Annotated in this window: 9 protein-coding genes; 5 read left to right on the forward strand and 4 right to left on the reverse strand. The window is 66.5% G+C overall.

From position 1 onward, the window contains the following. Window positions 1–78 precede the first annotated feature (78 nt). Window positions 79–3408, forward strand: coding sequence for a PAS-domain containing protein (locus tag EGM87_RS22460; protein ID WP_065846469.1), 3330 nt, complete (start codon window positions 79–81; stop codon window positions 3406–3408). Here EGM87_RS22460 and EGM87_RS22465 read toward each other — a convergent pair. Then, complete coding sequence (locus tag EGM87_RS22465; protein WP_229742670.1) at window positions 3398–3955, reverse strand: LuxR C-terminal-related transcriptional regulator; 558 nt, start codon at window positions 3953–3955, stop codon at window positions 3398–3400. The genes EGM87_RS22460 and EGM87_RS22465 overlap by 11 nt on opposite strands. 59 nt (window positions 3956–4014) lie before the next feature. Then, complete coding sequence (gene acs / locus EGM87_RS22470; protein ID WP_099186592.1) at window positions 4015–5967, reverse strand: acetate--CoA ligase; 1953 nt, start codon at window positions 5965–5967, stop codon at window positions 4015–4017. Window positions 5968–6146: 179 nt separating this feature from the next. Between acs and EGM87_RS22475 the strand changes: the two genes are divergently transcribed. From EGM87_RS22475 to EGM87_RS22485, 3 genes are all read left to right on the forward strand, one after another. After that, window positions 6147–7589: a DcaP family trimeric outer membrane transporter gene (locus tag EGM87_RS22475; RefSeq protein ID WP_025550014.1), complete on the forward strand. Its 1443-nt coding sequence runs from the start codon at window positions 6147–6149 to the stop codon at window positions 7587–7589. Between the two features lie 14 nt (window positions 7590–7603). Continuing rightward, on the forward strand, window positions 7604–9352 hold the full coding sequence (locus tag EGM87_RS22480; protein ID WP_025550013.1) for an MFS transporter: 1749 nt from the start codon (window positions 7604–7606) through the stop codon (window positions 9350–9352). Window positions 9353–9518: 166 nt separating this feature from the next. After that, a complete protein-coding gene (locus EGM87_RS22485) occupies window positions 9519–10037 on the forward strand; it encodes a GNAT family N-acetyltransferase (protein WP_044661061.1) in 519 nt (172 codons plus the stop codon). 60 nt (window positions 10038–10097) lie between these two features. Here EGM87_RS22485 and EGM87_RS22490 read toward each other — a convergent pair whose 3' ends face one another. Continuing rightward, window positions 10098–10685 (reverse strand): outer membrane protein, encoded by a 588-nt coding sequence (locus EGM87_RS22490; protein WP_025550011.1) that lies wholly within the window; start codon window positions 10683–10685, stop codon window positions 10098–10100. A 285-nt stretch (window positions 10686–10970) separates the two neighbouring features. Further along, window positions 10971–11651, reverse strand: coding sequence for a spermine/spermidine synthase domain-containing protein (locus EGM87_RS22495; RefSeq protein ID WP_025550010.1), 681 nt, complete (start codon window positions 11649–11651; stop codon window positions 10971–10973). 72 nt (window positions 11652–11723) lie between these two features. On the opposite strand from EGM87_RS22495, the gene EGM87_RS22500 reads away from it, so the two are divergent. Further along, window positions 11724–12176 carry a hypothetical protein gene (locus EGM87_RS22500; RefSeq protein ID WP_007686433.1) on the forward strand — a complete coding sequence of 151 codons (453 nt, stop codon included), beginning with the start codon at window positions 11724–11726 and terminating at the stop codon, window positions 12174–12176. Window positions 12177–12182 lie beyond the last annotated feature (6 nt).

Consider the following 12182-nt stretch of genomic DNA (forward strand, 5'->3'; position numbering starts at 1 on the left):
CGGGCGCTCCGCGCACCGGCGGAAATACGACCTCTTCGGCGCATTGTTCCGGCGTCGTCGAGCCAGTAGAGATGGGCCATGAGTCTGCTTTCGGCGGCCCTTCTCGCGCTCGCGATCGTCCTGCTGCTGTTCGGGATCGCCACCATCGTCGAGAGGCGCGGCGGCCTTGCGCTCGGCCGTTATGACGTGCGCCACGGCGCCTATGCGCTGGCGCTGGGCGTCTATTGCTCAAGCTGGACCTTCTACGGCGCGGTCGGGAGCGCCGTGCGCGACGGCTGGCATTACCTCCCCATCTATCTCGCGCCGATCTGCCTGCTGATCGTCGCGCCCCGTTTCCTGCGCAGGCTGGCCGAGGCGGTGGCGGAGGAACAGGCAACCACCGTGTCCGACTTCATCGCCGCGCGTTTCGGTCACGATGTGGTCGTGGCCCGTCTGGTCACGGTCATCGCCTTGCTGGGAACAGTGCCCTATGTCGCGCTGCAATTCCGCTCCATCGGCAGCGCGATCTCCATCGTGACGGGCCGCCCCGTCGCGACGCTGACCATGCTGACCGCCGCCTGGCTGCTGGCGCTGTTCGCCATGCTGTTCGGCGCCCGCCGGTTCGAACTGGCGGGGCGCAGCGAAGGCCTGGTCTATGCGATCGGCATCGAATCCCTCCTCAAGATCGTCGCGCTGACCGCGGTGGCCGTCCTCGCCTTCGTCCTGCTGGGACAGGCGGACCCGACGGACCTCAGCCGCGGCGTCGCCATATTGTCCGCCAATTTCCGGCCGGAACGGTTGTCGATCGAGGTCGGCATCATCTTCCTCATCTCCGCCATGGCCGTCATCGTCCTGCCCCGGCAATTCTACATGGGCCTGGTTGAGGCGCGGGAACCGGGCGATCTTGTCGGCGCGCGCTGGGGACTGGCCGCCTATCTCGGCGCGATGGCGCTGATGGTGTTGCCCATCGCGCTGGCCGGCGCAAGCCTGCTGCGCGGCGCCCAACCCGATCTCTACATGCTGGCCCTGCCCGGAATGACCGGACAGGGCATCGTGCTTGCCCTGGCCCTGCTGGGCGGGATCGCGGCGGCGGCGTCGATGGTCGTGGTCGATTCGACCGCGCTCGCGACCATGGTCTCGAACGACCTCCTCTTCCCCACCCTGCTCGCGCGCGAGAACGGCGGGGAAGCGGGCGCCGGGGCGCTCGGCCGGCGCATGCTGCTCGTGCGGCGCCTCTCCATCCTCGCCATCATCGCGGCGGCGCTCGCCTGGGCGCTGCTGGTTTCGGCCGAACAGTCGCTCGCCTCGATCGGCCTTGTCGCCTTCGCCGCCATGGCGCAGTTCACGCCGCACCTGATCCTGGCCACCTATGCGCCGGGTCGCGATGCGCTGGCGGCGCGGGCAAGCCTTGCCGTCGGCCTTGTCATCTGGTTCTACACCCTCGCCCTGCCGCCCATATTGCCGCCCGCCTGGCTGGATGCGCTGGAGGGAAGCGCCGCCGATCCCCTGCGCCTCTTCGGCATCGGCGCCGCGTCGCCGCTGGTGCATGGCGTGGCGTGGAGCCTGGGCGCGAACCTTTTGGTCTTCGGCCTGGTCGCCGCGCGCAAGGTGAAGGCGCCCGTCCTGCCCCGCTTGGGCAGCCAGCGCCCGATCACCGACCTGGCCGAACTGGCGCAGCTCACCGCCAGCTTCATCGGTGAAGAGGAGGCTGCCCGCGAATTTCCGGCGGCCATGCGGGGCACGCCCATCGACAGGCGGTCGGCGCAGCGCGCCCGCACGCTCATCGCGCGCGTCGTCGGCGCTTCCTCCGCCCGCGCGCTGGTCGCCTCGGCACTGGCCGGGGGGCAGATGAGCCTTTCCGACGTTACCCGGCTGCTGGGAGAGCGCGGCCAGTCGCTTCGCTTCTCCCGCGAACTGCTCGCCGCGACCTTCGAGCATATCGATGCCGGCATCAGCGTGGTCGACGCCGACATGAACCTGATCGCATGGAACAGCCAATATCTCGACCTGTTCGACTTTCCTCCCGGCTTCCTGCGGGTGGGCGTGCCGATCGCGGAACTGATCCGCCATAATGGGCGGCTGGGCGATTTCGGCGACGAGGACATAGAATTCCACGTCAGGAAACGTCTTCGGCACATGCGCCGCGGCCTGCCCCACAGTTTCGAACGGCGGCGAAAGGACGGCCGCGTCATCAAGACCATCGGCGGGCCGATGCCCGGCGGCGGCTATGTCACCAGCTTCATCGACATCACCGAGGATGCACGCATCCGCGACGAGCTGGGCCGCACATTGGCGGAACTGGAAACCCGCGTCGCCGACCGCACACGCGAACTCAGCGAGACCAATTTGCGCCTGGCCGAGGCGACGAAGGACAAGACCCGATTCCTCGCCGCCGCCAGCCACGACCTGCTTCAGCCGCTCCACGCCGCGCGGCTGTTCACCGCCGCCCTGCAACGCGAGGTGGAAGGAACGCCGCACATCCTTGCCGAACGCATCGACAGCGCGATCATGGCGGCGGAAGGGCTGCTTCGCGCTCTCCTCGACATCAGCAAGCTCGATGCCGGCGGTGTCGAGCCCAGCCCGGAGCCGATCGACCTTACGCCGTTTCTCACCAGCCTTGCTGAAGGATTCGCGCCGATGGCGAAGGAGAAGGGGCTGCGCCTGCTGACCGGTCCCCTTTCCGGCCATCTCGATACCGACCCGGGACTGCTCCGCTCGGTCCTCCAGAATTTCGTCTCCAACGCCCTGCGCTACACGCAGCAGGGCGGGATATTACTGGGCGTCCGGCGCAGGGGTTCGATGATCCGGATCGACGTCGTCGATAGCGGCGTCGGCATCGCCGCCGACCAGATCGGGACGATCTTCGGAGAATTCACCCGGCTCGGCGCGCTGGACGTCGAGGGACTCGGCCTTGGCCTCGCCCTTGCACGCCGCATCGTCCGGCTGCTCGGCGGGCGGATCGAGGTGCGGTCCGTGCCCGGAAAGGGCAGCCGGTTCAGCCTGCTGATGCCTGCCGCAACCGGGCCAGCCGCGCCGGCACCGGCACCGGGGGCGCAGGCCCCCCTTCCGGCGGCGAGGGGTCTGGCCGTGCTGGTGGTCGATGACGATCCGATGATCGTAGCCGCGACCGAGGCGCTGCTGGCCAGCCTCGGCCATCGGCCGCTGGCCGCCGCCGAAGGCAGGACCGCCCGAAAGCTCGCGTCCGCAGCCGACGCCGCGCTGGTCGACTTCCAGCTTGGGACGCAAGAGGACGGCCTTGCCCTGATCGCGGCGCTGCGGCGGGAGCATCCGGGATTGCCCGCCGCGCTGGTCACGGCGGAGGACGATGCGAGCCTCGCCACCCGCGCCGCCATGCTCGACATCGCCTTCATCGCCAAGCCTGCGGCGCCGGAGGCGATCTCGGCCTTCCTGGCCCGCGTCAGTGGTTGAGATCGAGCCCCAGCGAGCGCGCGACCAGTGCCGCCTGCGTGCGGTTCTGCACATCCAGCTTGCGCATGATCGCGGTCATATGCGCCTTCACCGTCGCTTCGGTCACCATGAGGTCGTGCGCGATCTGCTTGTTCAGCTTGCCGTTCAGCACCTCCAGCAGGACCTTCAACTGGGTCGGCGTCAGGGATGCGATCTCCTTCTGGACCGCATCCTCGGGTCGCGGCGGAGCGGGCGGGAGCCGGTGGCCGCCCAACGCCCGCGCGATCGCCGCCTCGATCGCGGGCAGGTCGCTATCCTTGGAGAGGAAGCCGACGGCGCCCAGCGCCTGGGCTTCCTCCGCCGCCTTGGCCCCGTCCGCGCTTGAAACCACCAGGATCGGCACGTCCGGCTGTTCCGCATGCAACAGCGCTATGCCCGAATAGCCGACCGCGCCCGGCATCTTCAGGTCGAGCAGGATGAGGCGCAGGCCCGTGGCCCCGCTCGCCGCCTGAACGGCGCCGGCGAGCGTCCCCGCTTCGATGATGCTGGCCCGCGGAGCGACCTTCATCACCGCCACCGCCAGCGCCTGACGGAAAAGCGGGTGGTCGTCCGCGATGAGAATCGTTTCTATTGCGCCTCTTCCAACCGTGGTCTGTTCGCCAGCAGATTATCGACCACGGTGGGATCGGCAAGCGTCGACGTGTCGCCCAGGTTGGAAACGTCGTTTTCCGCGATCTTCCGCAATATGCGCCGCATGATCTTGCCCGAACGGGTCTTGGGCAGGCCGGGGGCGAACTGCACCACGTCCGGCGATGCGATGGGGCCTATTTCGCTGCGTACCCAGCGTATCAGCTCGCCGCGCAGGGCGTCGTCCGGCTCGACATCGGCATTGGTGGTGACATAGGCGTAGATGCCCTGCCCCTTGAGGTCGTGCGGCATGCCGACGACGGCGGCCTCGGCAACCTTGGGATGGGCGACGAGCGCGCTCTCGATCTCCGCCGTGCCCATGCGGTGGCCGGAAACGTTGATGACATCGTCGATGCGGCCGGTGATCCAATAATAGCCGTCCTCGTCGCGCCGGCATCCGTCGCCGGTGAAATAGCGCCCCGGAAAGGTCGTGAAATAGGTCTGGAAAAAGCGGTCATGATCGCCCCAGACGGTGCGCATCTGCCCCGGCCAGCTATCCGCGAGGACGAGGCAGCCTTCGCCCGCCCCCTCGATCAGCCGCCCGTCGCCATCGACCAGTTCGGGCCTGACCCCGAACATCGGCAACGTCGCTGAGCCCGGCTTGAGCGCGACAGCGCCGGGCAGCGGGCTGATCATCGCGCCGCCGGTCTCGGTCTGCCACCAGGTGTCGACGATGGGACAACGCCCTTCACCCACGACCTGATGATACCATTCCCACGCCTCCGGATTGATCGGTTCACCGACGCTGCCCAGCAGCCGCAGGGACTTGCGGCTGGTCTTGCGCACCCATTCGTCGCCCTCGCGCATCAGCGCGCGCAGGGCGGTGGGGGCGCCGTAGAAAATCTCCACGCCGAACTTGTCCACCACCTGCCAGAAGCGGGATGCATCCGGGAAATTGGGCACGCCCTCGAACATCACGGTCGTCGCGCCGTTCATCAGCGGCCCATAGACGACATAGCTGTGGCCCGTGACCCAGCCGATGTCGGCGGCGCACCAGTAGATCTGGCCGGGGCGATAATCGAACACATATTGGTGCGTCATCGCCGCCCAGACGGCATAGCCGCCGGTCGTGTGCAGCACGCCCTTCGGCTTGCCCGTCGAACCGGAGGTATAGAGGATGAAGAGCGGGTCTTCCGCGCCCATCTCCTCCGGCTCGCACTCCGCGGGCTGGGCTTCCACCGCCGTGGCCCAGTCGATGTCGCGCCCCCCGACCATCGCCACATCGGCGCCGGTGCGGCGCAGCACGATGACGGTATCGACATCCGCGCAATGGGCGAGGGCGGCGTCGACATTCGCCTTCAGCGGAACCTTCCTGCCGCCGCGCAGGCCCTCGTCGGCGGTGACGACGATGCGGCTCGCGCAATCCTCGATGCGGCCGGCAAGCGCTTCGGGCGAGAAGCCGGCGAAGACGATCGAGTGGATCGCGCCGATCCGCGCGCAGGCCAGCATCGCGACCGCCGCCTCCGGCACCATGGGAAGATAGAGGGTGACGCGGTCGCCCCGCCTGACGCCCCGCGCCTTCAGCAGATTGGCGAAGCGGCATACCGCCTCATGCAGCGCGCGATAGCTGATGCGCCGTTCGGGCTCTGCCGGATCGTCGGGCTCCCAGAGGATCGCGATGGCGTCGCCACGCTCCGCCAGATGGCGGTCGAGGCAATTGGCGGACAGGTTGAGCGTGCCGTCAGCGAACCAGCTTATGCCGAAATCCTCCGCCGAAAAACTGGTCGCCTTCACCTGGCTGAAAGGACGCATCCAGTCCAGGCGCTGCGCCTCCTCCGCCCAGAAGCCATCCGGATCGGTGATCGAGCGCGCATACATCTGCCGGTATCGCGCGGCGTCGACCAGCGCTTCGTTCGCCCAGTGGTTGGGAACGGGGTAAATGCCCTGGTCCATAGTCTCGCACTCCTCTCCTTGATCGCTACCGATCCGTGGGCGGCATCCTAATTGCCGCAGGCGCACATCGGACCCCCGACGAAGGTCGAACATGTCCGACCATGGTTCGGCTGTCGCGCCACGGCGGCATGCGCGATCCTGACCATAGCCGGAACACAAGCCGGATCCTGGAGAGGTCGATGCCAAAGCCGAACAGGCCATTATTGCGCGTGCTGCTGGGGGCGAGCGCGCTCGCCGCGCCCCAGTTGGCCGGCGCGCAGACCATGAAGGAGGCGGATCTCGCCGCGCGTCTGGAACGGATGGAGAGCGAGATCACCCAGCTCCGGACGGAACTCGCCGCCGCGCGCAGCCAGCAGGACGAAACCCGCGCCGCCGCCGCCGACGCCACCCGCAAGAGCCAGGAGGCTTCGGCGCAGATGAGCCGACTGGCGGACGGCACGCCCAGGCTTGGCTTCCGCTCTGGCAATAGCAATGTCGTCCTGTCCGGCTATGTGAAGCTGCTCGCGAGCAGCGCCCGCTACAGCGGCGGCGACGATCCGAGCAACACGCTGGGGCGCGACCTCTATCTGCCGCAGTCCATTCCCGTCTTCAATCCCGCCTCCCCGACTTCCCCCACCCATGTCACCGATTTCTCGGCCAAGCAGACGCGCTTCTGGGTGGATGCCACGACCAAGCTCGGCAAGCATGCGCTGAAGGCCTATATCGAATTCGACTTCCAGGCCGCGCCCGGCACGCCCCAGGCGCTGGGCCAGGGCACGCAGCGCACGACCAACGCCTATGACCTCGCCATGCGGCGCGCCTTCATCCAGCTCGATCGCTGGACCTTCGGGCAGGATTTCACCAATTTCTCCAACCCCGCGATCTTCCCGGAGAGCACCGACTATGTCGGGGGCGTGGACGGCCTGATCTTCGTGCGCCAGCCGATGGTGCGCTACAGCCTTCCGCTGGGCCACGGCCTCGCCTTCCATCTGGCGGCGGAAAATCCGGAAACGGCTTCCGCCACCGCCGGCGCACCCGCCCTCGTCGAAAATGGCGAGGACCATGCGCCCGACATAACCGGGCGGCTGGAATATGCGGGCGGGTTCGGTTTCCTCGACCTTGCGGTGCTGGGCCGCCAGTTGCGCGTCGACAATGCGAAAACGGGCGCAGCCCATATCGTCGATTCCCGCCTGGGATGGGGCATCAGCGCCGCCGGCAAGATCTTCCTGGACGACAGGCATGGCAGCGACATCCGGTTCCAGGCAAGCTATGGCGAAGGGATCGGCCGCTATCTCGGCCTGAACTTCGGCCCGGACGCGGTCCTCCAGGCCAATGGGGAACTTGCCCGCGTCCGCAACCTCGCATTGTTCGGCGCGGGCCGCTATGCGCTGGACGACCAATGGCGCGTCAACCTGATCGCCAGCTATCAGCGCATCTTCTACGCCGACGATCTCGATCCGGCGACGACTTCGGGCATAGCGATGTTCAATCGCCAGGCGTGGAGCGTCGCCGGCAACCTCTTCTATTCCCCGGTGAAGAACGTCGATCTCGGCATCGAGTACCGGCATGGCGAGCGCCGGCTCGTCAACGATCTCAACGGCCATGTCGACCGGTTCGACGTCGCGGCGAAATATAATTTCTGACAGGAGGGACGGTTATGGCTTCGACATATGACGGACTGCCAAAACATCATGAGGCGACGCGAAGCGAAAAGCTGATCATCACCGCCAGCTCGCTCGGCACCGTGTTCGAATGGTATGATTTCTACCTCTACGGGCTGCTGACCGCGATCATCGCGGCGCAGTTCCTGACGGGCCTCAACCCGACCACCTCCTTCATCATGGCGCTGCTGATCTTCGCGTCGGGGTTCATCGTCCGTCCCTTCGGCGCCCTCGTCTTCGGCCGCATCGGCGACCTGTTCGGGCGGCGCTACACCTTCATCATCACGCTGCTGGTCATGGGCCTGTCCACCTTCCTGGTCGGGTGCCTTCCCACCTACAAGTCGGTCGGCGTCGCCGCGCCGATCATGCTGGTGGTGCTGCGCATGTTCCAAGGGCTGGCGCTGGGCGGCGAATATGGCGGCGCGGCGACCTATGTCGCGGAGCATGCGCCCGACAACCGGCGGGGCTTCTACACGAGCTGGATTCAGATCACCGCGACCGCAGGGCTCGCCATGGCGCTGCTGATCGTGATCACCGTCCGATCGCCCATCACTGGCGTGGGCGAGGAAGCGTTCAAGGAATGGGGCTGGCGCATTCCCTATCTGGTCTCCGGCCTGTTCCTCGTCCTTGGCCTTTGGCTGCGCCTGAAGCTGCATGAATCGCCCGTTTTCCAGAAAATGAAGGCGGAGGGCACAGGCTCCAAGTCCCCGATCAAGGAAGCCTTCGGTGAGTGGAAGAACCTCAGGATCGTCTTCATCGCCTTTTTCGGCGCGATCGCGGGCCAGGCGGTGGTCTGGTATTGCGGCCAGCTCTACGCGCTGTTCTTCCTGGAGAAGATGCTGAAGATCGACGGCCTGACCGCCAACACACTCATCATCATCGCGCTCCTCATGGCAGCGCCCTTCTTCCTGTTCTTCGGCTGGCTGTCCGACCGCATCGGCCGCAAGCCCATCATCCTTTCGGGCTGCGCCCTGGCCGCGCTGACGCTGTTCCCGGTCTTCCACCTGCTCACCGACGCCGCCAATCCGGCGCTGGCCCGGGCACAGGCAGCCGCCCCGGTCACGGTCACGGCCGACCCGGCGGAATGTTCTTCCCAGTTCGATCCGGTCGGCGCGAACAAGTTCGACACGACAAGCTGCGACATCGTCAAGAACGCACTGGCCAAGGCGGGCGTCAACTACACCAACGTCGTCGCCGCGCCCGGCACAGTCGCAACGGTCGCGGTCGGCGGCAGGCGCTTCACGGCGCCCGACCCGTCCCGGCTTTCGGGCGACGCGAAGAAGGCGGCCATCGCGGCCTTCACCGCCCAACTGATCGGCGCGCCCGCCAGCCCGGCCAGGGCGGCGGAGGGCGACAAGCCTGCCGTCGCGGCGCGCCCTGCCGTCGAGGGTGAACTCGCCAGGGTCGGCTATCCCGGCAAGGCGAACCCGGCCGAGATCAACAAGCCGCTCGTCGTCGCCCTGCTCTTCTACCTCGTGCTGCTGGTGACGATGGTCTATGGTCCGATCGCCGCCATGCTGGTCGAACTGTTCCCCAGCCGCATCCGCTACTCCTCCATGTCGCTGCCCTATCACATCGGCAATGGCTGGCTGGGCGGGCTGCTTCCGGCGATCGGCTTCGCGATGGTCGCGGCGACCGGGGACATCTATTACGGTATCTGGTACCCGGTGGTGGTGGCGGCGGCGACCGTCGTCCTGGGAATGATCTTCCTGCCCGAAACCTTCCGGCGCAATATCGACGCCTAAGGCGTTTTCCCAGCAGACGGGATCATCTGCTGGCTTGGAAAACGCGGTAAAGCAAAGGCCTGGAGGTTCCCTGCCGGCGCACCCTGATCCTTCCAGATTGTCGAGGATCAAGGTGCGCCGTCGGTCCGACAGCTACTCTGGCGCCGTTGACAAGGGAGACAGTTTCATGACCGACGCCAAGACCATCCTCAGCCTGCCGACCCGGTCGGGCCTCCAGCTCCATGTCCGGCCTGCGGAGGAAAGCGACGAGACGCTGCTCGCGGCCTTTTTCGACAAGGTCAGCGACGAGGACCGACGCTTCCGCTTCTTTTCCGCCGTGCCCCATGTCGGTCATGAGCAACTCGACCCGCTGATCCATGCCGACCATTTCCGCAGCGAAAGCATCCTGGCGTTCGATGGCGCCACGGGCGAACTCGTCGCCTCCGGCATCCTGGCCTGCGACAATGCGATGGACACGGCCGAAGTCGCCGTATCGGTGCGCGGGGATTATAAGGGCCGGGGCGTCGGCTGGGCGGTGCTCGACCATCTGGCCGGCGAGGCGCAGAAGCGCGGCGTGCGGCGGGTGATCTCGATCGAGAGCCGCGACAATCACGGCACCATAGAATTGGAGCGGGAAAAGGGCTTTGCGGTCGAACCGGTGGAAGGCGATCCGACGCTGGTCATCCTCGCCAGATCATTTCGCTGAACGGGCAAACCAGATGCCGCGGGAGCGGCGTCCCGATGGGGCGCCGCTCCCGCGTCCAAGTCAGAAGCGATAGCCGACGACCAGCGCAGCCTGGTGGCGCTCGGGCTTCACGTCGAAGACGCGCTCATAGCTCGAATAGCGATATTCGAGGCGGGCAAGGAAACCCATCACATTGGTTTCGACGCCAGCGCCCAGACGATAGCCCTGAAGGTTGCCCGAGGCGGTCTGGATCGTGGCGCCGTTCTGATAGGAACCCTTGGCGCGGGCGTTGGTGTAGCCGCCCTTGGCATAGAGCATCACATTTTCGGCAACCTGGCCGCCGATGCGAATGCCGGCATAGAGATCGCGGCCGGTGCGCGCGCTGACGCGATCGCCGGCGACGAAGACGTCGGTGCTCGAATCCTTGGTGTCGGAATCGGCATATTCGCCTTCAATGCCGAACACCGCGCCCCGCAGGTTGATGTCATAGCCGATGACGCCGCCATAGAGCAGCCCGGTGTCATGCGCGTCCGCGCCGAGATCGGCATGGTCGGCACCCACGACGGCGCCGACATAGGGGCCGGAGAAGTTGGAGCGCACCGCGTCCTGCGCGAAGGCGGGAGAGGCGAAAGAAGCCGCGACGGCGGCGATGGCGATGATCTTCTTCAAGTCAATATCCTTCGAGAAGCTTCGAAATCCAGAGGGTGCCGCACTTAGAATTCGAATAGTCCCGCGTAAACCGCCGGTCGGTCTTCATTGGTCGCAACAGCTTGTCCTTGTTGCACAATTGCACCAGCGACGTCGCCGATAAGCCCGTATGACGGACGATCCTTCTCATCGGATCGTGAGGCCGGGATTTTTTTATGAGAGGACGGAACCATTATTGCTGTTGTTCGTGCAGGCGCATTCCCATGCCGCGCTGACCCTGTTCATGGGTCACCCCGGACGTTTGCGCTATCGGGACGCTCTTTTCGTGGCGAACCAGATGACGTGCCGTGGCCCCTTGCCGTTGCTGCGGGCGCGCACGGCAACCTCTTCGACCGTCAGGCCAGCGCGGGAAAGGCGGCGGGTGAAGCTCGCATCGGGAGCGGCGGACCAGATCGCCAATATGCCGCCGGGCCTGAGCGCGGCGATCGCAGCCGCGATCCCCTGCGCCGAATAGAGACGGTCGTTCGCCTGGCGCACTAAGCCGTCCGGCCCATTGTCGACGTCGAGCAGGATGGCGTCGTACAGCCCCCGCGCCGTGCCGATCAGATCGGCCACATCAGCCTGGACCAGCCGCACGCGCGGATCGTCCAGGCAACCCGCGGCCAGTTCCGCCATCGGCCCGCGCGCCCACTGGATGATCTCCGGCACCAGTTCCGCCACGGTGACGGTTGCCGTGCCGTCGAGCGCCGCCAGCGCCGCGCGCAACGTGAAGCCCATGCCATAGCCGCCGATCAGCAGATGCGGGCGCGCCCGGCCGCGCAGCCGTTCGCAGCTCAGATTGGCGAGCGCCTCTTCCGACCCGCTCATCCGGCTGCTCATCAGTTCGTTGCGGTCGAGCACGATCATGAAATCCCCGCCTCGGCGATAGAGGGTCAGTTCCTCCCCGCCGGGAACCTGCGCCGTTCCGATGAATTCGCGTGCCTGCATACCAACTACTCCCGGCGGGTCCGCCGCCAGCGGGGGCTTTACGGCAATGCGGCGCGGCGTCAAAGGAGCGAGATGCGATATTTCCTCGATACAGAATTCAACGGCTTCGGCGGCGACCTCATCAGCCTGGCGCTCGTCCCCGAAATTGGAGACCAGGATTTCTACGTCTCGCTTCCCCTGCCGGCCGAAATCCATCCCTGGGTGGAGAAGAATGTGATTCCCTATCTGCGCTTCGTGCCGCCGGGCGTCGACCATCAGTTGAACCGGGTGGAGGCCGCCCAGCATCTGGAAGCCTATCTGGCGCATGACCGCGATCCGCTTATCATCGCCGACTGGCCCGATGACCTCGCCCATTTCTGCGCCCTGCTCGTGACCGGCCCGGCCGAGATGATCAGGCTGGACGGGCTGCGCCTTGAACTCATCAACGGCGCGGGGTTCAGCGCCGCGTCCAACAGCCGGATGCCGCACAACGCCCTCCATGATGCGCACGCGCTCAAGGACTTCTACCTGAACTGGGCCGTCTGAACGGCG

Origin of the sequence: Sphingobium sp. RSMS (genome assembly GCF_005406185.4) — a bacterium.
GTDB classification, from domain to species: Bacteria; Pseudomonadota; Alphaproteobacteria; order Sphingomonadales; family Sphingomonadaceae; genus Sphingobium; species Sphingobium fuliginis.

Bases quoted from the DNA above. Each gene is read 5' to 3' on its own strand.
- EGM87_RS22475 (WP_025550014.1), top strand. From the start codon at position 6,147: ATGCCAAAGCCGAACAGGCCATTATTGCGCGTGCTGCTGGGGGCGAGC.
- EGM87_RS22460 (WP_065846469.1), top strand. From the start codon at position 79: ATGAGTCTGCTTTCGGCGGCCCTTCTCGCGCTCGCGATCGTCCTGCTG.
- acs (WP_099186592.1), bottom strand. From the start codon at position 5,967: ATGGACCAGGGCATTTACCCCGTTCCCAACCACTGGGCGAACGAAGCG.
- EGM87_RS22465 (WP_229742670.1), bottom strand. From the start codon at position 3,955: ATGAAGGTCGCTCCGCGGGCCAGCATCATCGAAGCGGGGACGCTCGCC.
- EGM87_RS22485 (WP_044661061.1), top strand. From the start codon at position 9,519: ATGACCGACGCCAAGACCATCCTCAGCCTGCCGACCCGGTCGGGCCTC.
- EGM87_RS22480 (WP_025550013.1), top strand. From the start codon at position 7,604: ATGGCTTCGACATATGACGGACTGCCAAAACATCATGAGGCGACGCGA.
- EGM87_RS22495 (WP_025550010.1), bottom strand. From the start codon at position 11,651: ATGCAGGCACGCGAATTCATCGGAACGGCGCAGGTTCCCGGCGGGGAG.
- EGM87_RS22500 (WP_007686433.1), top strand. From the start codon at position 11,724: ATGCGATATTTCCTCGATACAGAATTCAACGGCTTCGGCGGCGACCTC.